This is a genomic window from Halobellus inordinatus, assembly GCF_024498335.1.
GTDB lineage: Archaea > Halobacteriota > Halobacteria > Halobacteriales > Haloferacaceae > Haloquadratum > Haloquadratum inordinatus.
This window is the reverse complement of the sequence record NZ_CP101825.1, coordinates 1,474,286-1,498,495: the sequence shown is the minus strand read 5'-3', so window position 1 is coordinate 1,498,495 and position 24,210 is coordinate 1,474,286. Positions and strand designations below refer to the sequence as shown.

Below are 24,210 nucleotides of genomic sequence, written 5' to 3'. Positions count from 1 at the left end.
TATCGATGCTGCTGAATCACCATCTGGCGCTGTCAGCGCCTTGGTTTGTTCGAACGACGATCCGGCGGTCGACTGGTCATCGGCCTGCTCGGAACGTCGTCGTTCCATCCGTCCTGAGCCGCGTCGCTCGACGGTCATCGAGCCCCGACGCTCGCTTACTCCTCGTCCAGCAACCCGAGGTCGTCAGCGACGGCGTTGGCCAGTTCGTCGGCGATCACCGGATCGACCTGCGCGATCTCCTCGCCGTCGTGCCGGTGCTCGTTGTGTTTCTCTAGGGACGTTCGGAGTTGCGAGAGCGCCACCCGCGACGTCGTTCCGCACTCCTCACAGACGATCGGGACCGTCGGTTCGTCCGTCTCCTCCTCGGTCATACCCGACACTCGATCGACAGGTGTGAAAACTGATCCGGTTTCGGGGTCGGCAGTGGGGTACCGCTAGCCTCCCCTTCGGACGGGCGGGGCGAGAAAGACGACCCAGCCGCCGAACATCACGACGCCGCCCAGTTCTGGGAGCGCCAGGCCCGGACCCGGCCGGATGCCGAGAAGCCAGACGAGCCAGCCGAGCAGGTGGCCCACAGCGAGCGCGAGGCCGAGTCGGCCGGCCGTGGTCGCCCGTCGCAACCACCCATCCACGGACACCGTCGCCGTCGCGAGCAGGAAGAATGCGACCGCGACAGGGAAGTGCAGCGGCGTTCCGGCCGGGAAGACACCGACCAAAACCATCGAGACGATCGACAGCACGTAGCTACTCGCGACCGCGATCGAGGAGCGCCGGAGCGCGAGTGCGTACGCGATACCGACGGCGCCGCCGGCGACGAGGCCGCCGTTGAACAGCAGTGCTGTCCCGGACGCGGTTCCGAGATCCGAGAGCGCACTTCCCGCCCAAGAGAACGTCGCGGACCGCCACGTGGCCGCGAGGATCGCAGTAATCGCGACGAGCGCGCCCGCTGGTCCGGCGTGTGCGGCGTAGCGCATCAGTGTGTCGGCGACGCGACTGTTCGTCACGGCTGTACGTCAGTGCATCGCCGCAAAAAGTGTCGGGCTCATCCGAGCCCGAGACGGAGCGTCCGACGCGTCCGGACGACCGTTCGATCAGACGCCGACTTCCGCGCCGACGTACAGGACGACGACGAGGAAGATCCAGACGACGTCGACGAAGTGCCAATACATCGAGGCCGTACTGACCGACACGTGGCGTTCAGCGGAGTACTGACCCATCAGCGCGCGGACGAAGACGATCCCGAGGAGGACCGCGCCGAGGCTGACGTGGAGTCCGTGGAGTCCGGTGAGGCCGAAGAAGGCCGACGCGAAGAACCCGGACGTGAGGGTGAAGTCCGCGTGGACGATGAACTCGTAGTACTCGTAGATCTGGCCGCCGATGAAGATCACGCCCAAGAGGAGCGTCATCGCGAGGCCGATGAGGAAGTTCTGCCGGTCGCCGTTCCGGATCGCGACGTGTGCGTAGTGCAGCGTGATCGACGACACGACCAGGATCGTCGTGTTGATCAGGATGAGCGATCCTGTCAGGTTTGGGACGCCCGTGAAGATCGACGCCCAGTCGCCGGCGCGGATGTAGAAGTAGTATCCGAACAGCGCGCCGAACGTCGCCAGTTCGGAGCCGAGGAACGCGAGCATTCCCCAGCGGAGTTTGTTCGCGCTCTGTGAACTCGCTTCGCGTGACCAGAACTTCACCACGAACGCGTGATACACCCAGCCGTACAGTCCAACGAGGAACACGCCGACCGTCGCGACGAGCGCCATCGGGCCGGCGAGCGGGCTGACGATCGCGCCGTCGCCGCGACCGAGGATGTACAGCGCGGCCGCGACGTAGACGCCTGCTCCTCCGACCGCAGTGACGAACGGCCACCAGCTCGCTTCACCAAACCCACGGGGCCAGTCCTCGACCGCAGGGAGGTGGTGTCCGTGGTCGTCGTGTGCTTCTTCGGTACCCATAGGCGTGGGTTTCGATCCGACGACTAAAAACCCTCCCAAAACATACGACGATATTTGCCTCAGCCGGCGCCGGCCGCGCTCGAAACCCCGCGGTCTTCGCCGGTTGCGACGCGTGATCGTGACCGCGGCGAGCAGGCGACTGTATCTGACGGGGTCGCTCAGTCAGTCGGCGCTCGACGGCGTGCGGTGGTACGGACCCGCCGAGATGTCCTCTCGAAGTTCGCCGAGTGCCTCGCGGTCCCCGCCACTGCTCATCTCGGTGACGACGGCGAGAACCTCCTGTCTGGAGATCTTCACGCCGGTCGCCGAGAGCGCGTCTTCGGGACGCGCGAGGAGTTCTCTGAGGGTGCCGACGGCGAGCAAGAACGGAATGGCCCACGCTTCGAGAGTGTTGCCGTCGCGGAGCGGCACCGTTTCGAGGTACGTCTGAGCGTCGTCGAGGAACGAACCCGCGAACTCGGCGGTTCGGCGGACGACTGACGCCGCGCTCGCCTCGTGCTCGTCGTTTAAGACCTCCTCCTGGGGGACGCCGGCGTCCTGGAGCCACTCCGCCGGGAGGTAGACGTTGTCCTCGGCCGTGTAGTCGTCGTAGACGTCTTTCGAGATGTTGACGAGCTGGAGGAGCAGACCGAACTCCTCGGCGGTGTCGTACAGCCGACGGCGGCGGTCGGCGGCGACGTCGTGCCGCGTCACGAGGTTCGTGATGAGGTTCCCGACCGTGCCGGCGGCGTAGTAACAGTACTCTTCGAGTTCGCTGCGAGTCTGGATGCGGAGGCCGCCGTCGTCCTCGTAGCGTTCGACGAACTCGGCCATCCCCTGGACGAGTTCTCTCGCCGGCGGGACGATCGCCCGCTGGACATCTTCGGGGAGGCTCTGGAACGTGCGGAGGACGCGGGGGGAATCGCGAACGACTGCCCAGTCGTCGGTCATCGCGTCCTCGTCGGGGAGGTGGGGCTCGACGGAATCGACGAACGACTCCGCCGTCGTCTCGTCCTCGGGATCGAGGACGGAGTCGTACGTGCGGAGCAGCGTCGCCTGTTCGGCCGGTGGGATGTGCGAGGCGTCTTCGACGGTGTCTGCGATCCGGCAGACGAGGTACCCGAGACAGATGTACGAGGACATCGGTTCATCGAGCACGTCCACCGTGAGCGCGAAGGTGCGAGAAACCCCTTGGACCGACTCGTGACACCACTGGAGGTCGGCTTGGTCGACTCGGGGGCGTTCATCCTGCTGAGACATTCGGAGTGTCAACTCCTACGGAGGGCGGCATAAAAAGCTTCGTGGGGTAGATCGGAGTATTGTGCGATACGAGAGAAACAGAGGACCCTGTGGACGAGTCACATACGAGCAGGCTGTTCGACCCTCTTACGAGCTAATGTCATCGTATCGATCACTATTCGATGGGCGGTGAGAGTAGATTCGGATTTGCCGAACGGTATGCCGCTGTTACTCCATCCGGTCGTCACCGGCAGCGTACGGATTCGCCTCGGCGTAGGGGTTCTCGCGCCTCTGCGGCGGGTGTTGCACACGGACGTACGGTGGCTCCTCGACGTACTCGACGAGCGACGTGGTGCCGACGAAGCCGCACGGTGACTTCCGGAGCGCGATGTACTGCAGGCCAGCGTCGCCGACCCACGTATCCAGTGTCTGTTCCGCGGAGTCGCGGTAGAAGGCGGCGATGCGGTCCTCGACGGTGTTCGGATTCAGTACGTGACACAGCGCGCTGTCGGGATCGAGGAGTTCGGACTCCTCGAAGTAGCGGACCCGTCGCGCGTCCGCCGGGCCGAGAGTGTGGACCATCGCGTCGGCGTTCACGAGCGAGTAGATCGTTCCCTCGACGTCGTCGTAGAGTCGGGCGAGGAGGTTCATCACCGTCTCGTGGTCGTGTTCGGGCGTGAAGACGTTCGGCTGGTCGTCGTTCCACGTCCCGACGAGGTCGACGACTGCGAGCCGTCCCGTCTCGAGTACGTTCTCGATGTCGTAGCCCTGCCCGTCGAGCAACTGGGCGGTCCGGTTCTCCCGGAGTTCGATCGTCGGTACGAGGACGACTCGGTCGTCGGTTTCGAGGCCGTGCTTCAGGAGCACGCTGAAGAGCGCCGTCAGGTTCGCACGCCCGTCGTGTTCGAGCAGGACGCCGGTCCCGCGGACGAGGCCGCCGCCGGCGAGTGCGTCGAGGCCGTCGATGCCGATCGGGCGGTGCCTGTGATCTTTCAGTTCGGGGGGTTGCGACCGGCGCTTCGGCGCGATCCGGAGACCCGCCGACCCGAACTCGACTTCCATCTCCCGACGGTCGTAGTCGACGCCGCGCATCTTCGCGATGCGGAGGAAGTGATGCGGGTCGTCCTCGACGTTCCGCTGGGTGAGTTCGACGACGCCGTGGGTGGTGAACCGGAGTGCGCTCGTCGCCTCGTTATCGCCGGTGCGCTCGGCGGTGAACAGGCTCGTCGCCTGGAACTCGTCGGAGAAAAAGCGGATCAGATCCAGCACGGAGCGCCGGAAGCGCTGGGGGCTGTCGGTGATGACCGAGAGCCCGGAGACGCTGTCGAGGACGACGCGGTCGACCGGCGCGAACCGTTCGAGATACTGCCGGATGTACTCGCCGGTGAACGGTGGATTGAACCCCTGTGAGAGGATCTCGCCGTCCTCGTCTTCGGTCAGCGTCTGCAGCGTCAGATCGTCTTCTCCGCCCTCGATCGTCCGGCCCGCGCCGGCGTGAATCGACGTGATCGAGAGGTTCTCGTGGTGGAGATCGAACTCGAAGTCCGCGAAGGACTGGCGCAGTTCGCCGATGGTCTGCTCGGTACTGATGAAGAGACAGTCCTCGCCGGCGTCGAGGCCAGCCTGGAGAAACTGCATCGAGAGCGTCGATTTGCCGCTTCCGGGACCACCAGTGAGAAGCGTCGACCGATTCGTCGGGTATCCCCCACCGAGCATTCCGTCGAGAACCTGAGAGCCGCTGGAGACTGAACTATCGCCGGACATCTGATAGCTACTCGGACGACGGCTGTCATAAAATCACTCCCCAGAGCCACAGTTGCGAGCCGTGTCCGAATGCCCGTCGACCCGGGCCGAGAGCCAGGCGAAGTGCGATTCGACGCCCTCGACGCCGGCGTCGGTGAGACGATAGACGTCGTGAATTCCCTGCGTTTCGCGCTCGATGAGCCCTCGGTCGACGAGGGCGTCGAGCGTCCCGTAGAACGACTGTGGATCGAGCCGCACGTCGTAGTGTCGTTCGAGCGCCGTCTTCAGTTTCTGTCCGCGGAGCGTCCCCGCTTCGTAGAGCAGCGCACACAGGTCTCGCCGCCGCCCGCTCTGGAGCCACCTCGACATCGTCGGCAGATCGGTTCGCGCGGACACGACACTTTCGTTTCCGGGCTGCCGGATTCGACTCTCATCGAGACACTTCTGACCCGTCTGGATCGCTCGCCCACGGGGCGGACCCGAACCGGTAGGTTCGACTTCCCCGCCTCCCAAGGGCGGGTATGTCGACTACGGAGGCGACGGCGAACGGAATCACCGCGCGCTATCGAGAGACCGAGACCGAGCGAGTGCTGACGTTCGAATCCGGTGGCAAGACGGCTGCTATCGCACAGAACATCGAGGGCTACGCGATGCTGAAGGTCCGCCCCAGCGCGGACGGCGACGAACTCGAACGCTACTACGGGTTCGATATGGCGCTCGATCACGCCGCAGAGCTACTCGGCGTCTCGCCGCACGACCTTCCGGTTCCCGACGACGCCGACGATATGGGGATGTGAGCCGGCTCGAACCGAGTCTCCGACTGTCGCGGAGTCAGTCACGTCGCCAGTAGAACCGTGGCCCGAGCACCAGATAGGCGAGCGAGAGGAACAGTAATCCATAGGCGAACCCCTCGCCGAGGGACCCGACGAATCGCCGCCCCGTCGGTCCACAGAGCAGGATCGCCGCCGCCTGCACGACGCCCATCACGAGCGCATCCTGCGCGTGCAGGTCGGGATACGTGATCGGCGCGAGCATCAGCGCCGCGAGCAGATAGACCATCGGCACGAGCACGATCGGACTCGTGAACCCGGCGAGGACGGTCGCTCCAAGGATCGTCGCCGCGAGCGTCGTCTGGACGCCTTCGGTCTCGGCTGCGTCGCTGTCGTAGGCGGTGTAGAGTCCCAGCCGCGTCACCGCGGCCGCGACGAAGAGCGCCGTTCCGACGAGCGCGAGGAGGCCCCTGGGCTCGCCGAGCCCCCACGACCCCGCCACCGTCATCGCGACCAAGAGCGCGGGCGCGACGCCGAAGGACGCGACGTCTGCCAGCGAATCGAGATACGGGCCGACTGCCGTCCCGCCACGGCGACGGGCGACGACGCCGTCCAGTGCGTCGGCGATGGCCGCGAGCAGGAGAATCCGGGCCGCGAGTTCGACGTCGACTGTCGTCGCGACGGCGGCGACGAACCCGAGCGCGGCGTTCGAGACCGTCACCGCGTCGGCGAGGCCCAACCGACCGACGAACCGCGGCTTCATACCTCGGCCGACTCGGAGGATCGGTTTACCTCTTTACATCCGGATTCGGTCGTATACGTTCGGAGACAGGAACGTCCGCGCGGTTGCGGCCACATCCGTCCGGACCGGGCCACATTTAGCGCTCGCTCCCTGAAACCGGAGTATGAGAGGAACGAGAGCGCCGGGGGACGAGGGCGTCTCCCGTCGTCGCGTGCTCGCCGGACTCGGCGCGGCAGCGGCGACGAGCCTCGCGGGATGTTCTGCGGGCGCAGCGGGCGAGTACGACATCGGAATGACCGCGGTCGCGTTCGACCCGCCGACGTTCACCATCTCGCCCGGCGACACCGTCGTCTGGCAGAACACGAGTTCGCGCGGGCACACGGTCACCGCCTACGACGACCGGATTCCCGAGGACGCAGAGTTCTTCGCCAGCGGGGACTACGAGACGACGAAGGCGGCCGAGAAAGGGTTCCGCGAGGAGTTCGGCGGCGTCATCGACAGCGGCGAGGCGTGGTCCCACACGTTCGAGGTGCCCGGCGAGTACCTGTACTTCTGCATCCCACACGAGCAGGCGGGGATGGTCGGGACCATTACCGTCGAAGAGTAGGCGTCTGGGAGTTTTTCCGGGGCCGTGACCGACGCGCGAGCCGTCGGCTCGCGGGCGAAAAAGAAACGGAAAGTCGCCTGAAAAACCGCGTTACTCGTCGACTGCGACGTCTTCTTCGTCGACGTCGACGGCGGCTTCTTCCTCGGCGGCGACCTCTTCGGGTCGCGCTTCGAGGGTTAGCTTCTGGACCTCGACCCGGCGGAGCGGGTAGATGGTCTTCGCGTCGCCGTAGATCGCAGAGGACAGCCGTCCTTCGATGACGCTGTCGATGAGTTCGGCGAAGGTCCGTTCGGAGGCGGCTTCCTCGACGAGGTCGATCATCACGCGCCGAATCGCCTTCTCCTGGCTGCGGTCGGCCTTCTTCGTCGTGAAGGCGACGGGCTGGAGCTGGACGCGGTAGTCGTCCGTCGTCAGCACCGTGATCGCGACGTCGACCTTCGAGGCGCCGCGGCGAACGAGGCTGCGAACGTAGTCGCGTGCGAGTTCGTGCTTGATGAACTCGGTGTAGGCCGCGTCGCTTGAGACGTCGTTCACCTTGAAGGTGAGCTTCGTGTTGTTTTCACCCTGATCGCCGGTGATGTCGCCGAGGGTCACCTCGACGGTCCGTCCGTAGACCTTCTCGGGCTCGTCCGCGAAGGTCGAGCCGAGTTCGGTGCGGTCGAACTGCTCCGGCGCGATGAGGGTGTACCATCGCTTTCCGCGCTTCTGCTTCGAAACTGATCGTTCACTCATAGTATGTCTGGGTCGTGTCGACGATGGCGTCTGCCACCGTCAGGTTGACCACGGTGTCGTCCACCGTGGACTGCAGCCCGCCGGTCGTCTCGCGGGTGATCGTCGTCACGAGCGTCTCGCCCTCGACGACCATCTCCATCGAGTCGGTGTTGTCCGGACGGATCGCCGCCGCCACCGTCTCGGCGTCGGCGTGCGTCGTCCGCAGGCGGGCCGTCCGCGACGCACACTCGCGCGTCGCGTCCGAATCGTTTGCGTTCGTCATCTCGGTGCCTCCCCCGTGGAGCGGTCCACGTCGCTACTCATCGCACTGCCTCCCTGATCGCGGCAATGACGTCTGCGTCTGCCGCGTCCGCGTCGAAACGAGCGGTCGCGCGCGTTGCGTCGCCGGTCCACGCCGCGTCCGCCGAGGTGAACTCCGAAGCGAGCGCCGCGGCAGCGTCCGCGGCACCCGTCTCACGAGCCGACAGCGCGGCCATCCCGTCGTCGAGCGCGACGACGAGCGGTTCCGGCGATCGGAAGTCGCGAACGAGTCGCGCGACCGTCGCCAGTCGCCCCGGCGTCGTGCTGTCGTCGCGGGCGTCGGGATTGCCGCCGACGTCGCCGCGGACGACGAACACGCCGTCGTAGCGGCCGGTGTGACCGTCGTCGATCGCTCGGTGAACGGCTGTGCCGTGCGTGCGCCACGCGTCGAGCGCGGCCTCGCGGCCGCCGTGTCCGAGCGAGATCGCGACGCCGGTGCCGGGGCGCTCGACGGCGACGGCGTGTAACACGTCGGCGAAGCCGCCGAGCGTCGCCATCGGGCCGTCGGGCGTCGCGTACGGGCGAAGCGCCCGTTCGACTGCTGTCGCGGCTCGCGGCGTCGCGGCGTCGTCGCCCGCGACTGTAAATGCGACGAGCGAGGCGATCGATCGCCGCGTCTCCGCATCGGACGCTGTCGGGTCTGCCAGCGAGGCAAGCGCCGACTCGACGGCGTCCACGTCGCCGGAGAACGGCGCGCGGAGCAGCGTCGAGTGGGTCAGGCCGTCGACAACGTCGTCGACGGGGATCGCCACGCCGGGGCGGCGCTCGATCGCACCCATTCCGTCGGCAGCCTCGACGAGCGATCCGGCGACCGAGCCGGGATGTGCTCCGGCGGCGGCGACGCCGGCAAGCGCCAGCGTCACGTCGGATGCGACCACGTCGTCGCGGGCGCCGTCGTCACGACCGAGCGCGATCGCGACGTCGTACGCGCGGCGGCTGACGGGACCATCGGTGGACCTGATCGTCACGTCCGCGTCGGGGTGTTCCGTCCCGACAGCGACGAAGACGCCGTCGTCCGCTGCCGGCGCGGCGGCGTCGAGCGACGCCACGCGCACCTGGAACGGCACGTCGGCGCTTCGGAGGCCGCGAGCGAGGAGGCCAGCGGCCGCGAGCGCGTCGCCGTCGGCGTGACAGACGACGCGGACGAACGCCGCCGCCGACAGCGCAGACGCCACGCTCTCGGTGGGGGCGTCCGCGGACGTGCCGGCGTCGGATCGGGAGGCCATCGGTACGATGTGTGGGGGTTACTCTTCGAGGAGTTCGACGGCGACGTCGAAGGTGTACGTGAAGTCCTCGTCGAGCGCGTCGCCACGGTAGTAGTCGACGAGCCGACGGATCTTGGACTCGGTGTTCTGCAGGGCACGCTTGTTCTGCATGTCCTGCTGGTTCTCGTTGACGTGGCGACGGAGGCGCACGGCGCGCTCCATCAGGTTCCGAAGGTCCTCGGGGAGCTCCGGGGCCGCGTCGTTCTCGTCGAGGATCGTAGTGACCTTCTTGCCGGTCGCGAGCTTGACGTCGGGGATCGGAACGCCCTTGACGCCTTCGTCGCGGAGCTTGAGACCGATCTGGCTGGGTTCGTGACCCTGCTCTGCAAGTTCGACGACGCGCGCTTCGACGTCTTCGGCGTCGACGTCACTCCACTCCGGGGGTTCGTCTGCCACCGGCTTGTCCGAACCGGACGAGCCACGGCGGCGGGTGTGCATTCGTGCCATTGTTTTCTGGTTGGAACGGCACAGACCGCAGAATACGCGATGTGACGTGCCGACGGCGTCGGCAGCGTCGCACTTCCGCAATCCCAAGCCGCGACGAGCGCGGCGAGTCAGATTTGCGGCCGTGCTGTTCCCGTCTGAACTCATCCGTGTCGGCGACAAAAGGATTGCGACCCGGCGTCGATGCCCCGCAAGTCGAAGCCCTTAAGAACGAAAGCGGAATACGGAAAGATGCGTTCGAGGGCTCGTAGATCAGGGGTAGATCACTCCCTTGGCATGGGAGAGGCCCCGGGTTCAAATCCCGGCGAGTCCATTCGTATTCCTCCGTCGTGACCAGGGACCGCGAGTGCCCGGTCCGTTGTCTTACCACTGCGTAGCGCCCCGTCGTGACTGTGAGCTGACCGAAGAAAGCTTATTCCAGTTCTCCGACGAGCACCGGTGTGCCCCGATCACGACGCACCCTCCTCAACACCCTCGGAGTAGCACTCGGTAGCGGGACGCTCGCGTCGGCTGCCGGATGTCTCGGCGGACAGTCAACACCCACGGAAACGGGTCCTGACAAGACCTCGGCCAGTACGTCGACCACGGCAGCGACGCAGTCCGGTGAGGCTCCGGAGGAGTACAGGCAGTGGCTGCCGGACCCGACGACGACTCCGCTGCCGGATGGGTACGGCGTGCGATACTTCGACGTGGCAGCGATCCGTTCGTATCGGGACGTCATCCATCCGAACGCTTACGATCGACTCGAAAATCAGATGCTGCGGCCCGTCTCCGGCGAGTTCGTCGACGCCGACCACGTCGCGGCGACGGTACAGATCGACCACGTGATGGAGTTGGCCCTCGGATCGTTCGATCCGGAGGCCGTCGGCGAGCAGATTACCAGTGACGACTCGTCGGCGACTCCAGCGACGACGCGCACACCGACGACGGCGACGCCGACGCCCTGGCCGGAACCGGAGCGCTACAAGGGATTCGACCTCTACGGCACGGACTACGGCTACGCCGTCTCGCCGGACGCGTTTATGTCGGTGTCGCCAATGCGGGAGGGCGACGGCATCGACTACGCAAAAGCGATTATCGACGCGACGACGTCGGAGACGAGCCAGTACGCCGACGGCAACGAGTACGTCGCCTCGATGTTCAGCACCGTCGACGCGCCCCACGCGCTGTGGTGCTACCCGGAGGCGACAGACGGGTCGACGATGCGTGGTTTCCGAGCGGACGAGATAACCGGCCAGCTCAAAGCGTGGCGGTTCGGCCAGGAGACGACCCACCTGACGTTCTCGAACACCTACGTCGACGCCGCAACCGCCGAAAGCGGCGAACTGGCCGCGTTCGTCGACGCCGAGTCCGAGCGCTTCGGCGCGTACGACGGACTCGACGTCGAGACGGAGGATCGGCTGGCCTGGACGGACGGAACGATTCCGACTGGTGAGTTCGACCATTTGTCTGCCGGCGGACCCGAGGAGGGAGTGACGACGCCCAACTAGTGATTGTGAGCAGGCCCGAGAGTGTGATCCGTTCACGCTCCCACGTCGCCCGTGGGACTTCGCCACGGTTATCCGAATCTCCGCAAATATCTAGGGGAATGGAATTCGACACTGGCCGCCGCCGATTCCTCGAAATCGCAGGAACCGGTGCCGCGCTCTCTCTGGCAGGGTGTAACGCGCAGCAGACAGACGGCGAGACGACCGGGACCACCGGGTCGGACGGTGCGACGGTTACCGTCGCGGTCCAGCCCGACCAAGAGCAAATGCAGCAGCGGGAAGACGAGATCCGATCGCAACTCGAATCGGGCAACATCTCTCAGACGGAGGCACAAGAGCAGTTCCGCACGGCCCAGTCGGAACTCCGCTCGGCGGCGGTGAGTTCCTTCGAAGAGCAGGCCGCTGAATCGGGACTGACGATCGAAGACTCGATCGAGCAGTTCAGCGTCCTCCTAGTCTCCGGCCCCGCAACGGCGCTCATCGACGCGCTCTCGTTCGAGATGGTGAACGGCCTGCTGCCGGCAGAGACGTTCCAGCAAGCCAAAGATCAGGCGACGACGCAGACGGCCACCGACACGCCGTCGAACTGACAAAAACGGGATACGCCACACGCGAAATCCGCGGTGGAACTTCGAGAGATACACAAACAATTATGTGCAATACTGTTGTTGATCGGGTAGTGACGGGCTACAGTGGGGGTCAGACGACGTTTTTCGGGACTGTTCGGGATCGTATCGTAGCAAGGACTCGTGTTTCTGATGGTCAGTAACGATTCACGGCCACCCGACTCGTCGATCGCGGAGGACGAGACAGTCCACTTCGAGTGGGACCAGAACGGACGACCGAGTGCGTCGATCGTCGACGCCGTCGCAACGGTGACTGACTCCGAGATATCCGAGATGCCGCCGCTGCACGAGGTCGTCGATCCCGACGCGTTGAACCGCATTCTCGACCCGAGCGTGGACAGCGCAGATAGAGACGACACTCGCGCACACGTGTCGTTCCAATACCACGGCGTGCAGGTCCGTGCGGACCCCGACGGGATCGACGTTCGGCCACTCGACGACGCCGACGTGCAGTAAGCGGCGTGTGGCGGTTCGGCCCGCGACGTGCAGTACGCGGCGTGTGGTATTCTCGGCTTGGGATTTGCGGCGTTTACTCCTCGGCGTAGAACAGCGTCCGGCGACACTGGGGGCAGACGTACGGAACCGGCGTGAGGATCTCGTCCGACCGGATGCTGCTGAGGAACCCCTCTGTCGGCTCCTGTGAGACGATCGTCGGCGTTCCCACCGCGTTGGAACCTTGCAGTTTCATCTGCGTGAGCGGTTCCTCACAGTCCGGACAGCGCTTTTCGTCTGACATACGGCGAATGGTCCACTCCCGAATCAAATAAGCGTCCTGCAGTCTGTGCTGCTGCGCGTCTGCGACAGGTCAGATGAGCGATCACACGCCGTCGGATGACGATCACGGGGCGCATCGAGACCTACGGATATTTCCCTCCGTCCGACGACCTCCCGGTGATGGCTCTCGCATCGGCTGCAACGAACGCCGTCCTCGTCGCGGTCGCCGTCGTCGGATTAGCCGTCAGTGCAGGTCAGTTCGTCGCGGGCGCGGGCGGCGTGGCTCGCCGCCTGGGCCTTTCGGGCCTGCTGGTGGGACTGACCGTCGTCGCGTTCGGGACCTCGGCACCCGAGTTCGCCGTCACGCTCGACGCGGCGCTCACGGCGAAGTCGAACATCTCCGTCGGCAACGTCGTCGGGTCGAACATCTTCAACCTCGGATTCATCCTCGGCGGGGTCGCGCTCATCCGCGCCCTGCCGGTCTCGACGGCGCTCGTTCGTCGGGACGGCCTCTCGTTGATCGGGGCGACGGGGATCGCTTTGGTGTTCCTCAGCGACCTTCGGCTCTCGCAACTCGAAGGTGTGCTTCTCGTGATCCTTCTCGGGGGGTACCTCGCAGTGCTCGTACGCACCGGAAGCGAGCAGCTGAAACAGAGCACTGCGAGCGACGCGAGCGGGTCCTGGTGGCTCGATCCCCTCCGTGCGGTCGCCGGCCTCGCCGGCATCGTCCTCTCGGCGCACGTTCTCGTCTCTTCGGCCGCCGCGTTGGCGCGGTTCGCCGGCGTCTCCGAGTGGGTGATCGGCGTGACGATCGTCGCCGCCGGCACGTCGGCCCCCGAGTTCGCGACGTCGGTCGCGGCGGCACGGCGCGGACAGGCCGGCCTCTCGGCCGGCAACCTCGTCGGCAGTTCCATCTTCAACCTCCTCGGGGTGCTCGGTATAGCAGCGATCGTCCGCCCGCTATCGGTCGTCGGAACGGCCGTCGACACGACGCTGTGGCTGCTCGGGCTCACAGTCGTTGCGACCGCGTTCTTCTGGTCGAACGAGGTCCTCTCGCGTCTGGAAGGCGGGGCGTTAGTCGTGATTAGCGCCGCGAACTGGGTGATTGACTTCTTGGGGTGACCGAGCGGTTCGCGCTCTCGCGTCTCGATTCCACCCTACGCGGTCTGCGCCCGCTTCAGGATCTGCGGCACGACCAGAATTTCGAGCACGGCGAGGCCGAGGACGAGTAACTGCGTCGTCCCATCGAGAAACGTAACAGCGACGAACGTAAGGACGGCGGCGCTACTGAATCCCATTCCGTACCGGACGATGGGGCGTTCGAGTGGAGGGCTCATACTGAAACCGCATTCAGGGAACAATATATTCGTTCTCATACTATTCGTTGTCACACCGCCCCTGTCGTCGGGCCACCGAAGTCAGGCCAACCGCTCGGACGCCAGTTCCGCGCCGTCGACGAGCGCTTCGAGTTTCTTCCAGGCGATAGAGGGGTGGACCGCGTTCGCGCCCTCGACGACCGTCTCGAAGCCGCAGTCAGCGCCCGCGACGATCCGTTCGGGGTCGCCGACCGCGTCGGCGAACTGTTCGAGGCGGTCGGCGACGGCTTCGGGATGTTCGACGACGTTCGTCTTCACGTCGATCACGCCCGGGATCAGCCGCCAGCCGTCGGGGAGCGGATGCTCCTCGAACGTCCGGTACTCGTGTTGGTGTCGCGGGTTCGCGCCCTCAACGACCAATCCCCCGATGTCGGCTTCGTAGAAGACGTCGATCACGTCTTCGAGCGCGACGTCGTGGTGATGTGGCCCCGGGTAGTTCCCCCAGCAGGCGTGCAGTCGGATCTGCTCGTCGGGGACGTTGGAGACGGCCTCGTTGAGCGCTTCGACGTGCGTTCGCGCCCGTTCGCGGAAGTCGGCGACCGAGTCGTCCTTGTACGTCAGCGTGAACCCGGCGAGGAGGTCCGGGGCGTCGATCTGGAGAATCGCCCCCGTCTCGGCGATCAGTTCGTACTCGGTTTGGAGTGCCCCCGCGAGATCGAACACGTACTCCGAGAGGGAGTCGTGATGCTCGGTTTTAGTGAATCGGAGGACTGCACCGGGTGACGGCGCGGTGTGGAACCGCGCGGGGAATGCTACGCCCTCGGCGTCGACCGCCTCGTCGAATCGCGCGAGATCCCGCCGGAGTGCCTCCTCGCCCACGTACTCCATCGGTCCCGTGGCGACCGGCCCGCCGATGTTCTCCGTGTCGCCGAGGAGTTCTTCGGCGTACGCCGGGAAGTCGTCGAGGTCGGCGGGCCACGCGCGCTCGACGGTCCCCTCGCCGAAGCCCGAGAGTCGGTTCGTGACGTCCACCGAGTAGGCGATGCGGCTCTGTTCGCCGTCGTTTCCGACGTCGATTCCGACCTCGGCCTGCCGGCGCACCACCTCGCGAATCGACTCGGCGACGGCCGCCTCGAATGCCTGCTCGTCGCGGTCCCCGGACTCAGTCAGGAGAGCGCGGAGTCGATCGGATCGCGGGAGACTCCCGACGTGGGTCGTTCGGATTGTGGGCGCTGCCATCGCTCGCTTCCTGTCGGGCGAGCCACAAAGAGATTCGGGGCCGCAGCGATTCGGGCGCGGCCGCTGCGGACGCACTGACCGATGCGGCCCGTCACCAGTACAGCCACACCAGCAGGGCGAACCCGATGGCGAGACCGCTGGGGACGAGCATCAGCAGGACCTCGGGTGACCCCAGGGTGCTGACAGAGACCAGGTTTGCGAGGTCGAGGAGCGCCCAGAGGCTCGCCACAAAGAGGGCGACGCCGACGACCGCGGCAAGTGCTCGGTTTTTCATACTCGGTTCGGGATCGTATCCGCAGTTCTAGAGTTCCGCAGATGATGTAAGGGTTTGGCCCGACCGACACCTGCGCCCAGCGCCGCCGGCGGCCCGCACCCGGCCAGAGTACCGTTTATATCCCGGGAAGGAATTGGTGAAATCGTATGTCAGAAGGTGATTTCGAGGGCTACGGCGGACGGCACGTCCCCGAGCCACTGGAGGAACCGCTCGAACAGTTGGCGAACGCGTACGACGAGATCAAAGACACCGACGCGTTCCAAGCAGAACTCGACAAACTGCTCAGAGACTACGCCGGACGGCCGACGTCGCTGTATCACGCCGAAGGGCTCAGCGAGCGCTACGGCGCTGAGATCTACTTCAAGCGCGAGGACCTGCTGCACGGCGGCGCACACAAGATCAACAACGCGCTCGGCCAGGCCCTGCTCGCGAAGCAGGCGGGGAAGTCGCGGCTCATCGCCGAGACCGGCGCGGGCCAGCACGGGACGGCGACCGCGATGGTCGGCGCGCTGCTCGACCTCGACACGGAGATCTATATGGGCGAGAAAGACGTCGAGCGCCAGCAGATGAACGTCTTCCGGATGCGCCTGATGGGCGCGGAAGTCAACGAAGTCACGCGCGGCGGTGCGGGCCTCTCGGACGCCGTCGACGCCGCGCTCGAAGACTTCGCGAAGAACATCGGCGACACGCACTATCTCGTCGGGTCGGTCGTCGGCCCCGACCCCTTCCCGCGGATGGTCCGGGACTTCCAGGCCGTCATCGGCGAGGAAGCCCGCGAGCAGTTCCGAGAGCGCACGGGCGAGCTTCCGGACGCGGCGGTCGCCTGTGTCGGCGGCGGCAGCAACGCGATGGGTCTCTTCCACGCGTTCCGCAACGACGACGAGGTCGCATTCTACGGCGCGGAGGGCGGCGGCGAGGGCGCGGGCTCGAAACGCCACGCTGCGCCGCTGGCCGAGGGCGAAGACGACGTCATCCACGGGATGAAGACCCGCGTCATCCACGACGACACCGAAGTTCACTCGGTGTCCGCCGGACTCGACTACCCGGGCGTCGGTCCCGAGCACGCGATGTTCCGCGAAGTCGGGCGCTGTGACTACCGCGCGGTCGACGACGAGTCCGCGAAGGCGGCATTCAGAGAACTCTCCGAGGAGGAAGGCATCATCCCGGCGCTGGAATCGAGCCACGCCGTCGCGCTCGCAAAGGAGATCGCAGACGACCACGACACGATCCTGGTCAATCTGAGCGGGCGCGGGGACAAGGATATGGAACAGGCCGCAGCGTTGTTCGATCTGGCCTGAGTGTCGAGCGGAGACGACCGATCACCATTAGTGTCGGCGTCGGTGGGGCGACAGCGCACGTGATGTCACCTCCGCAAACTCTAATTCGGTTGGAGCGGTACCGGCTATCGGAATGTGTCGAGAGTTGAAACGGGAACCGACCTGGGTGGCGGCGATCCGTCTCGCGGTACTCGAAGGGCAGGTCGACACGGAGTCCGTCATCGAGGAGGCGAACCTCGTCGCCGGTCGGGAACGGACCGTCGGCGACGTCCTCTCGACGATGGACGAACGCGGCGTCCTGAACAAGATCGACGACGATCTCTATCTCCCCGGTGAGGTCCTCCTGAACTCCGATCGGTACGATCTCGATTTCGAGAAGGCCTCCGACGGCGGCGCCCACCGCTGGAAGTCCTCGGTCTGATAGGGAGTATCGTAACTGTTCGGAGAGTCTCGCCGTACCGTCCGGCGAGACATCTATCGAGACGTACGATACTCCCTATGAGTCGATCCGGACGCCGCCTAGCGTAATCTATGTAAATACCACGAGTGAACGTAGCCTATGGGCGCGCTATCGAACACGAAGGTGTCGCAGAAGAACCTGACTACAGTCCCCAAGCCGGTCCGAAACTTCCTCGACGTCGGCGCGGGCGACCGCGTCGAGTGGCACGTCGAAGACGGACGGATCATCGTCGAAAAGCACGACCCCGACGGCGAGTAACCGCGGTCGACTTCGAAACTCAGGAGAGATCCGACGGTTCGTCCACGTCACGACGGACCCCGCTGTCCGGAACCGCCACCCGCGCGCTGTCGTCGCTGTCGAGGAGGATCTCACGCCCGCCGACGTCGCCCGCGACGTCGACCAAGTCGTCGAAGAACCGCCGGTCGAAAAGCACCGGATTCCCCCGGGTGCCCTCGTAGGCTGCCGCGAGGGCGTCGCCGACGCCCGACTCGTAGGCCTCACAGAGCGTCTCGATCGTCGCGACGTCGACGAAAGGCATATCTCCCAGCGCGACGACGGCCGCATCGACCTGCTCCGGCCGGTCGCGGAGTGCTCGGATGCCGGCCCGCACCGACGAGGCCTGGCCGTTCGCATACCTCGGATTGTGCACGATCTCCACGTCGAGGCCGTCGAGCGCGTCGACCACGCGCTCGGATTCGTAGCCGACGACGACCACGACCGGATCGACGGTAGAATCCACAAGCGTCGCCGCCGCGTGTCTGACGAGCGGGGCGCCGTCGTGCGACGCCAGCAGTTTGTTGCGCTCGCCGAAGCGGTCGCTTGTCCCCGCAGCGAGGAGGACGCCGGCGATCCGCGCGCTGCCGCGGGCGGGCCGTTCGGGCTGGTCGGCTCCGCCAGTGGACTGGTGGGTCTGTCCAGAAGACTGGTCGGTCTGTTCAGATCGGCCGGAGACGGTGTCGTCGCCCGTCTCGAACGGCGGTTCGACGAGCGGCGGCTCTCTCGGCGGCATCACTCGACGACCGAGTAGGGGACGACGTCCACGCGGTCGTCGCGGGCGACGGCGGACTCCGTGAGAACGAAGCCGTCCGCGCGGGTCGCTCGGGTGCTCGACGAGAGCACGCTCGGGTCGAAGGCGTCCTCGTAGACGGCGAGCGGCGAGTCGGCGTGGCCGAGCGGCATCGCGACGCCGTCTTCGAGCGTGACCGGAATCGCGTACGCGAACCCGGGCGCGGCGATGTCGACGTCGCGGGCCATCCGCGCAGCGACCGTCGGGAGCGACATCTCCCCGGTGAAGAACGGCCGCGCGACCAGCGTCGTCACCGCGTGGGCGCCGACGGGCTTGCCGGGGATTGCGAACGCGACCGCGTCGTGGTCGGGCAACTCGGCGACGGCGATGGGCTTCCCGGGGCGGAGTCGAACGCGATGGAACAGCACGTCACCGAGGGCGTCGAGCGCCCGGATCACGTAGTCTTTGTCGCCGACGCTGGTCCCGCCGGTCGTCACGACGACGTCGTGGTCGCGCGCGAGCGCCGCGATCTCGGCTTCGACGCGGTCGTAGTCGTCCGGCACGCTGCCCTCGTAGGTCGCGTCGTGGCCCCACGAGCGCACGAGGCCGGCGAGCATCGGCGAGTCGAGGTCGCGATGCTTGCCCTCGTGGATCTCCGTGCCCGTCGCGAGCAAGCCGACGGAGAGCGGTTCGCGAACCGCGACGGATTCGACGCCCAGGTCGCCTAAGAGCAGCGCGTCCTTCGGACCGAGTCGCTCGCCGGCCTCGAAGAGACGCTCGCCCTCGGCGACGTTGCTGCCGCGCTGGTAGACGTACGTCCCCGGTTCGAGGTCGGTGCCGGTCAGCCGACCGTCTTCGACCGTCGCTTCCTCGCGTTTGAGCACCGCGTTCGCCGCGGGTGGGAGCGGTGCGCCGGTCGCGATCCGGACGGCCTGCCCGGCCTCTAAGGTCGGCGGCTCGTCCTCCGGAAACACGTCGGCGTCGACGACGTCGAGCGGATACTCGTCGGTCGCGTCGAATGCGAAGCCGTCCATCGTCGCGTGGCTCTGTGCGGGTACGTCGACCGGTGCGTCGAGCGGTTCGGCGAGCGTCCGGCCGCCGATCCGGTCGATCGAGACGGGTTCGACTCCGGCGGCACCGAGCCAGACGTCCCGAAGCGCCCGGACCCGCTCGGCCCCCTCGTCCCACCCGATCATATCGTCGTGGTCGTGCTCGGATCGGCTACTCATAGGCGTCGGCTCGGGAGTTGCTTCCGTACTCGGCTGCTCGTCGAATTAACACAAACATTTATTGGAGTGCTGTTTGATTGCATAAACCGTGATAATAGTGTGCACATAGCGAGGGTACTTAAAAGGTGGCGGCGCGCAGCAGTAGACCGACCAGACACAACGAGACCGCAGGAATATGGAATTTGATGGAGAATTCGAGTTAGACGGCGTACCACCCGAGAAAGCCTGGATCGTCCTGTCCGATCCGATGGCCGTCCGCGATTCGCTGAAGGGGTGTCAGTATATCACCCCGATGGACGACGACTTCAACTTCGACGAGTACGAGGCCGAAGAAGACGTCGAGATGCTTCCGGAAGCGGATCCGGAGGTCGTCGCCGACCGGGCGTTCGTCGCCGGCCAGAAGTACGCGGCGCTGATGCAGGTCGGCGTCGGGAGCGTGAAACCTCGATTCGAGACGACAGTCACGATCGACGAACGTGACGACGAGGAGTTCGAGATGATCGCCTCCGGCGGTGGCGACGCGTCTGGCAGTAGTTTCAGTATGAACTCGGGGATGAAGATCCACGAACTCGAAGACGGAGAGGGGTCCCGGATCGAGTGGTGGACGGAAGCCGACATCTCGGGGCGGATCGCCCAACTCGGATCGCGCGTCATCAACCCAGTCGCCAACAAGATCGTGAACAACTTCTTCGGAAGCATCGAGCAGCAGATGACAGACGTCGACGAGGAGACCGACACCGGCGTCACCGACAGACTCCGTAATATGCTATGAAAGCTGCACCGTTCGAACACCACGAGCCGACGTCACTCAGCAAGGCGGTGAGCCTGCTGGAGAGTCTCGACAATCCGACGATCCTCGCAGGCGGGCAGAGCCTGGTCCCGATGCTTCGGTTCCGACTCGCCCGACCGGACACCGTCGTCGACATCAACGGTATCGACGAACTGGACTATCTCGACGAATCCGACGGCTACCTCAAGATCGGCGCGCTCGCGCGCCACGCCGACATCGAGGAGTCAGACGTCGTCACAGAGGACTACGGGAGCTTCGCCGACGCGGCACCGCTCGTCGCCGACCCACAGATCAGAAACCGCGGGACGATCGTCGGGTCCATCGCGCAGGCCGACCCGAAGGGCGATTGGGGGTCGGTCCTCATCGCCCACGACGGCGAGGTCGTCGCCGAAGGCCCCGAGGGAGAACGCGTCATCCCGGTCGACGAACTGTTCTTGCTCCCCTACGACACCTCGCTCGACGAGAACGAACTCATCACAGAGGCGCGCGTGCCGACCCCACCCGAGCGAGAGGGGAGCGCCTATCACAAACTGAAACGCAAGACCGGCGACTACGCGATGGCCGGCGTCGCGGCCCGGTTGCGCTTCGACGACGACGGCACCATCGCGGACGCCGGGATCGGTATGACGGCCGTCGACATCACGAACGCACGCGCAGCAGACGCCGAAGCGCATCTGGAGGGCGAGCGCCCGAGCGCCGAACTGTTCCAGAAAGCGGGCGAGCTCGCCGCCGAACAGTCGAACCCCGAGTCCGACGAGCACGGCGACGCGTCGTACAAAGAGCGGATGGTAAACGTACTGGCCCAGCGGGCGCTCGGTGACGCCGCCGAGCGTGCGGGGGTCGTCAAACGGAGGGCAACACCGTGACAGACCAACGAGAGATCACACTGACGGTCAACGGCACCGAACGAACCATCGAGGTCGAACCGCGGCGACTGCTCGTCCACGCGATCCGCGAGGATCTGGATATGACGGGCACCCACATCGGCTGCGACACCGGCAACTGTGGGGCCTGCACTGTTCTGCGAGACGGCGAGCCGATCAAGTCCTGTATGATGTTCGCCACGCAGGCCGACGGCAGCGAGATTATGACCGTCGAAGGGATGGAGGACCTCCCCGCGGCGGGCGAGGATCTCCACCCGCTGCAGGAGGGCTTCCACAAGGAGCACGGCCTGCAGTGTGGCTACTGTACGCCCGGAATGTTGATGTCGGGGAAAGCGCTCCTCGACGAGAACCCCGACCCCGACGAGGCGGAAATCCGCGACGCGATCAGCGGTAACCTCTGTCGGTGCACCGGCTATCAGAACATCGTCAGTTCGATCGAGTACGCCGCCGAGAAACTCGACGAACAGGCGGCCGCCGACGGCGGGGTCGTCGCCGAGGACGGCGACAGCGACGGATTCGACTGCGGCGTCGAGAACTGCTGTGGCGGCCCGTCGGCGGAGACGCCGACGCCCCACGTCGAGGGCGCTGATCCGCAGTTCGACGACGTCACCGAGGGGAGTGAGAGCGAATGAGCAGTGACTCGGATTTCACGACCGAACCGAAGGAGTACCAGCACGACGACGACGGCGGCCCCCAACCGGAGAAACACTGCGGCCACGGGCGCGGCGGGATGGGCGAAGAAGTCGCCCGCAAAGAGGACAAGCGGTTCATCACCGGCCGCGGCAACTACGTCGACGACATCAAGAAGCCGGGGATGCTCCACTGTGAGATCGTTCGGAGCCCCCACGCCCACGCCCGCGTCGAGAACATCGACAGCTCCCGGGCGATGGACCTCGACGGCGTCGTTGCCGTCCTGACGGCCGACGACCTGCTCGAACACGACCTGGCGACGATGCCGACGCTGATGGACGACACCCAGGACGTGCTCGTCAACGAGAAGGTGAAGTTCCAGTCCCAGGAGGTCGCCGCCGTCATCGCCGAGGACCGCTACACGGCGAAGGACGGGGCCGAGAAGGTCAAAGTCGACTACGAGGTGCTCGACCCCGTCGTCGACGCCGCAGAGGCACTCGAAGACGACGCTCCGCTCATCCGCGAGGAACTCGACGACCAGGAAGACAACCACATCTTCGACTGGGACACCGGCGACAAGGAGGCGACCGAGGAGGCCTTCGCGGAGGCCGACGTCACCGTCACAGAGCAGATGGAGTACCAGCGGCTCCACCCGGCCCCGATCGAGACCTGCGGGGCCGTCGCCGACTGGGATCCCGGCAACGACAAGATGACGGTTCATATGACGTCGCAGGCGCCGCACGCCCACCGAACCCTGTTCTCGCAGGTGTCGGGCATCCCCGAACACAAGGTCCGCATCGTGAGCCCGGACGTCGGCGGTGGCTTCGGGAACAAGGTGCCGATCTACCCGGGCTACGTCGTCGCGGCCGCCGCGTCCTACGTCCTCGAACGGCCCGTGAAGTGGATCGAAGAGCGCTCTGAGAACATCCAGACGACGGGGTTCGCCCGCGACTACGATATGACGGGCGAGATCGCCGCCACCGAGGACGGCGTGATCCAGGGCGTGAAGGTCGACGTGCTCGCGAACCACGGCGCGTACAACGCGGCCGCCCAGCCCTCGAAGTTCCCGGCTGGCTTCTTCAACATCTTCACCGGCTCCTACGACATCGAGGCGGCCTACGGGTCGCTGACCGGCGTGTTCACGAACACCGCACCGGGCGGCGTCGCCTACCGGTGTTCGTTCCGCGTCACCGAGGCCGTCTACCTGATCGAGCGAATGGTGAAAGTGCTCGCGGACGAACTCGGCGTCGACCCCGCCGAGATCCGCCGACGCAACTTCATTCCGTCCGACGCGTTCCCCTACGAGAGCGCGACCGGTTGGAACTACGACTCCGGGGACTACGAGAAGGCTCTCGACAAGGCCCTCGAGATGGCCGACTACGAGTCCTACCGCGAGGAACAAAAGCGCCGGATCGAGGAGGACGCCGACAAACTGCTGGGGATCGGCATCTCCTCGTTCACCGAAATCGTCGGTGCAGGGCCGGGCAAGCAGTGCGACATCGCCGGCATCGAGATGTTCGACTCCGCGGACCTCCGCGTGAACCCGACCGGCAACGCCGTCTTGCGGGTCGGCGTCCAGACCCAGGGCCAGGGTCACGAGACGACCTTCGCACAGATCGTCGCCGAGGAACTCGGGATGGACGTCGACAACATCGTCGTCGAACACGGCGACACCGACACCGAACCGTACGGGCTCGGGACCTACGGCTCTCGCTCGACGCCCGTTGCAGGCGCCGCGGCCGCCGTGGCCGCCCGGAAGGTCCGGGACAAAGCGAAGTCGATCGCCGCCAACGAACTCGAAGCAGCCGAGGAAGACATCCAGTGGGACCGCCAGTCCGGCGAGTTCCACGTCGCCGGCGCACCCGACCGCTCGATCACCATCACGGAGATCGCCGCGGGGGCGTATATGAACCATCCCGGCAGCGAAGAACCCGGGCTCGAAGCGACGAACTACTACGACCCGCCGGAGATGACGTACCCGTTCGGATCGTACATCGTCGTCGTCGAGGTCGACCGCGAGACCGGCGAAGTCGACTTCGAGAAGTTCGTCGCCGTCGACGACTGCGGCAACCGCATCAACCCGATGATCATCGAGGGCCAGATCCACGGCGGCCTCGCGCAGGGCATCGGGACGGCGATGCTGGAACACGTCACCTACGACGACAACGGGAACGTCACCGGCGGGGACTTCATGAACTACCTGCTGCCGACGGCCAACGAGATCCCCAACTTCGAGACGGGACACACCGTCACGCCGTCGCCGCACCACCCGATCGGCGCGAAAGGCGTCGGCGAGTCGCCCACGGTCGGGTCGCCGCCGGCGATCGTCAACGCGGTAGTCGACGCGATGTCGCACGCGGGCGTCACGCACGTCGAGATGCCGATGACGCCGGACCGAGTATGGGAGTCGCTGAACGAGGCCGGCTTGGCCCTCGACCCGAGCCAGAACGTCAGTTTCGACTTCGAGGGCGGACAGAGTGAAGAACCAGCCGACGACTGAGACGG

30 protein-coding genes and 1 tRNA gene are annotated in these 24,210 nt (G+C 65.9%); 14 read left to right on the top strand and 17 right to left on the bottom strand.

What is annotated here, in order from left to right:
- Nucleotides 1–155: 155 nt before the first annotated feature.
- The 6 genes from NO362_RS07750 to NO362_RS07725 all read right to left on the bottom strand — a co-directional run bounded on the left by NO362_RS07750 (nt 156) and on the right by NO362_RS07725 (nt 5,282).
- Entirely contained in the window at nt 156–371 is a 216-nt protein-coding gene (locus tag NO362_RS07750; RefSeq protein ID WP_121568240.1) for a DUF8149 family protein, read from the bottom strand.
- Nucleotides 372–434: 63 nt separating this feature from the next.
- On the bottom strand, nt 435–1,004 hold the full coding sequence (locus NO362_RS07745; RefSeq protein ID WP_256544784.1) for a DUF998 domain-containing protein: 570 nt from the start codon (nt 1,002–1,004) through the stop codon (nt 435–437).
- Between the two features lie 87 nt (nt 1,005–1,091).
- Entirely contained in the window at nt 1,092–1,952 is an 861-nt protein-coding gene (locus tag NO362_RS07740; protein ID WP_121568238.1) for a cytochrome c oxidase subunit 3, read from the bottom strand.
- Nucleotides 1,953–2,114: 162 nt separating this feature from the next.
- Nucleotides 2,115–3,191 carry a phytoene/squalene synthase family protein gene (locus tag NO362_RS07735; protein WP_256544783.1) on the bottom strand — a complete coding sequence of 359 codons (1,077 nt, stop codon included), beginning with the start codon at nt 3,189–3,191 and terminating at the stop codon, nt 2,115–2,117.
- 207 nt (nt 3,192–3,398) lie between these two features.
- Nucleotides 3,399–4,934 carry an ATPase domain-containing protein gene (locus tag NO362_RS07730; protein ID WP_256544782.1) on the bottom strand — a complete coding sequence of 512 codons (1,536 nt, stop codon included), beginning with the start codon at nt 4,932–4,934 and terminating at the stop codon, nt 3,399–3,401.
- Between the two features lie 33 nt (nt 4,935–4,967).
- Nucleotides 4,968–5,282 (bottom strand): PadR family transcriptional regulator, encoded by a 315-nt coding sequence (locus NO362_RS07725; RefSeq protein ID WP_256288165.1) that lies wholly within the window; start codon nt 5,280–5,282, stop codon nt 4,968–4,970.
- Between the two features lie 152 nt (nt 5,283–5,434).
- Between NO362_RS07725 and NO362_RS07720 the strand changes: the two genes are divergently transcribed.
- Entirely contained in the window at nt 5,435–5,710 is a 276-nt protein-coding gene (locus NO362_RS07720) for a DUF7111 family protein (RefSeq protein WP_121568234.1), read from the top strand.
- Between the two features lie 34 nt (nt 5,711–5,744).
- Here the strand turns inward: NO362_RS07720 and NO362_RS07715 are convergent, their stop codons facing one another.
- Entirely contained in the window at nt 5,745–6,446 is a 702-nt protein-coding gene (locus NO362_RS07715) for a protein sorting system archaetidylserine synthase (protein WP_121568233.1), read from the bottom strand.
- 142 nt (nt 6,447–6,588) lie between these two features.
- On the opposite strand from NO362_RS07715, the gene NO362_RS07710 reads away from it, so the two are divergent.
- Complete coding sequence (locus NO362_RS07710) at nt 6,589–7,032, top strand: cupredoxin domain-containing protein (protein WP_256288163.1); 444 nt, start codon at nt 6,589–6,591, stop codon at nt 7,030–7,032.
- A 90-nt stretch (nt 7,033–7,122) separates the two neighbouring features.
- Here NO362_RS07710 and NO362_RS07705 read toward each other — a convergent pair whose 3' ends face one another.
- Genes NO362_RS07705 through NO362_RS07690 form a run of 4 tightly spaced genes read right to left on the bottom strand, consistent with a single transcriptional unit; the run spans nt 7,123 to nt 9,776 of the window.
- Entirely contained in the window at nt 7,123–7,764 is a 642-nt protein-coding gene (locus NO362_RS07705; protein ID WP_121568231.1) for a 30S ribosomal protein S3ae, read from the bottom strand.
- Nucleotides 7,757–8,026, bottom strand: coding sequence for a KEOPS complex subunit Pcc1 (locus NO362_RS07700; protein ID WP_256288162.1), 270 nt, complete (start codon nt 8,024–8,026; stop codon nt 7,757–7,759). The genes NO362_RS07705 and NO362_RS07700 overlap by 8 nt, the downstream gene beginning before the upstream one ends.
- A 37-nt stretch (nt 8,027–8,063) precedes the next feature.
- Entirely contained in the window at nt 8,064–9,290 is a 1,227-nt protein-coding gene (locus tag NO362_RS07695) for a hypothetical protein (RefSeq protein WP_256544781.1), read from the bottom strand.
- A gap of 18 nt (nt 9,291–9,308) precedes the next feature.
- A complete protein-coding gene (locus NO362_RS07690; RefSeq protein ID WP_121568228.1) occupies nt 9,309–9,776 on the bottom strand; it encodes a 30S ribosomal protein S15 in 468 nt (155 codons plus the stop codon).
- 238 nt (nt 9,777–10,014) lie between these two features.
- Here NO362_RS07690 and NO362_RS07685 point away from each other — a divergent pair.
- From NO362_RS07685 to NO362_RS07670, 4 genes are all read left to right on the top strand, one after another.
- Nucleotides 10,015–10,086: transfer RNA gene (locus NO362_RS07685), tRNA-Ala, on the top strand.
- A gap of 127 nt (nt 10,087–10,213) precedes the next feature.
- Entirely contained in the window at nt 10,214–11,263 is a 1,050-nt protein-coding gene (locus NO362_RS07680; RefSeq protein WP_256544780.1) for a hypothetical protein, read from the top strand.
- A 98-nt stretch (nt 11,264–11,361) separates the two neighbouring features.
- A complete protein-coding gene (locus tag NO362_RS07675) occupies nt 11,362–11,850 on the top strand; it encodes a hypothetical protein (protein WP_256544779.1) in 489 nt (162 codons plus the stop codon).
- Between the two features lie 168 nt (nt 11,851–12,018).
- Nucleotides 12,019–12,342 (top strand): HalOD1 output domain-containing protein, encoded by a 324-nt coding sequence (locus NO362_RS07670; protein ID WP_256544778.1) that lies wholly within the window; start codon nt 12,019–12,021, stop codon nt 12,340–12,342.
- Between the two features lie 73 nt (nt 12,343–12,415).
- Here the strand turns inward: NO362_RS07670 and NO362_RS07665 are convergent, their stop codons facing one another.
- Entirely contained in the window at nt 12,416–12,622 is a 207-nt protein-coding gene (locus NO362_RS07665) for a hypothetical protein (protein WP_121568224.1), read from the bottom strand.
- Between the two features lie 158 nt (nt 12,623–12,780).
- Here NO362_RS07665 and NO362_RS07660 point away from each other — a divergent pair, with 158 nt between their 5' ends.
- Complete coding sequence (locus NO362_RS07660; RefSeq protein ID WP_256544777.1) at nt 12,781–13,722, top strand: calcium/sodium antiporter; 942 nt, start codon at nt 12,781–12,783, stop codon at nt 13,720–13,722.
- Between the two features lie 35 nt (nt 13,723–13,757).
- On the opposite strand, the gene NO362_RS07655 is transcribed toward NO362_RS07660, so the two are convergent.
- The 3 genes from NO362_RS07655 to NO362_RS07645 all read right to left on the bottom strand — a co-directional run bounded on the left by NO362_RS07655 (nt 13,758) and on the right by NO362_RS07645 (nt 15,429).
- A complete protein-coding gene (locus tag NO362_RS07655) occupies nt 13,758–13,937 on the bottom strand; it encodes a hypothetical protein (protein WP_256288156.1) in 180 nt (59 codons plus the stop codon).
- A gap of 81 nt (nt 13,938–14,018) precedes the next feature.
- Entirely contained in the window at nt 14,019–15,155 is a 1,137-nt protein-coding gene (locus NO362_RS07650) for a cobalamin-independent methionine synthase II family protein (protein WP_256544776.1), read from the bottom strand.
- Nucleotides 15,156–15,246: 91 nt separating this feature from the next.
- Complete coding sequence (locus tag NO362_RS07645) at nt 15,247–15,429, bottom strand: hypothetical protein (protein WP_121568221.1); 183 nt, start codon at nt 15,427–15,429, stop codon at nt 15,247–15,249.
- A 146-nt stretch (nt 15,430–15,575) separates the two neighbouring features.
- Here NO362_RS07645 and trpB point away from each other — a divergent pair, with 146 nt between their 5' ends.
- From trpB to NO362_RS07630, 3 genes are all read left to right on the top strand, one after another.
- A complete protein-coding gene (gene trpB, locus NO362_RS07640) occupies nt 15,576–16,727 on the top strand; it encodes a tryptophan synthase subunit beta (protein WP_256544775.1) in 1,152 nt (383 codons plus the stop codon).
- Between the two features lie 112 nt (nt 16,728–16,839).
- Nucleotides 16,840–17,127 carry a hypothetical protein gene (locus NO362_RS07635; protein WP_256544774.1) on the top strand — a complete coding sequence of 96 codons (288 nt, stop codon included), beginning with the start codon at nt 16,840–16,842 and terminating at the stop codon, nt 17,125–17,127.
- A gap of 138 nt (nt 17,128–17,265) precedes the next feature.
- Complete coding sequence (locus tag NO362_RS07630; RefSeq protein WP_121568218.1) at nt 17,266–17,424, top strand: AbrB/MazE/SpoVT family DNA-binding domain-containing protein; 159 nt, start codon at nt 17,266–17,268, stop codon at nt 17,422–17,424.
- A 19-nt stretch (nt 17,425–17,443) separates the two neighbouring features.
- On the opposite strand, the gene NO362_RS07625 is transcribed toward NO362_RS07630, so the two are convergent.
- Both NO362_RS07625 and NO362_RS07620 read right to left on the bottom strand, forming a co-directional pair.
- A complete protein-coding gene (locus NO362_RS07625) occupies nt 17,444–18,175 on the bottom strand; it encodes a nucleotidyltransferase family protein (RefSeq protein ID WP_256544773.1) in 732 nt (243 codons plus the stop codon).
- Nucleotides 18,175–19,401 carry a molybdopterin molybdotransferase MoeA gene (locus NO362_RS07620; protein ID WP_256544772.1) on the bottom strand — a complete coding sequence of 409 codons (1,227 nt, stop codon included), beginning with the start codon at nt 19,399–19,401 and terminating at the stop codon, nt 18,175–18,177. Before NO362_RS07620 ends, NO362_RS07625 begins: the two co-directional genes overlap by 1 nt.
- A gap of 175 nt (nt 19,402–19,576) precedes the next feature.
- On the opposite strand from NO362_RS07620, the gene NO362_RS07615 reads away from it, so the two are divergent.
- From NO362_RS07615 to NO362_RS07600, 4 genes are read left to right on the top strand one after another with little or no spacing between them, the layout of a single operon-like run.
- Nucleotides 19,577–20,173 (top strand): SRPBCC family protein, encoded by a 597-nt coding sequence (locus NO362_RS07615; RefSeq protein ID WP_256544771.1) that lies wholly within the window; start codon nt 19,577–19,579, stop codon nt 20,171–20,173.
- Complete coding sequence (locus NO362_RS07610; RefSeq protein WP_256544770.1) at nt 20,170–21,057, top strand: FAD binding domain-containing protein; 888 nt, start codon at nt 20,170–20,172, stop codon at nt 21,055–21,057. The genes NO362_RS07615 and NO362_RS07610 overlap by 4 nt, the downstream gene beginning before the upstream one ends.
- On the top strand, nt 21,054–21,707 hold the full coding sequence (locus tag NO362_RS07605) for a (2Fe-2S)-binding protein (RefSeq protein ID WP_305881657.1): 654 nt from the start codon (nt 21,054–21,056) through the stop codon (nt 21,705–21,707). Before NO362_RS07610 ends, NO362_RS07605 begins: the two co-directional genes overlap by 4 nt.
- On the top strand, nt 21,704–24,205 hold the full coding sequence (locus tag NO362_RS07600; protein ID WP_256544769.1) for an aerobic carbon-monoxide dehydrogenase large subunit: 2,502 nt from the start codon (nt 21,704–21,706) through the stop codon (nt 24,203–24,205). The genes NO362_RS07605 and NO362_RS07600 overlap by 4 nt, the downstream gene beginning before the upstream one ends.
- Nucleotides 24,206–24,210: the final 5 nt, after the last annotated feature.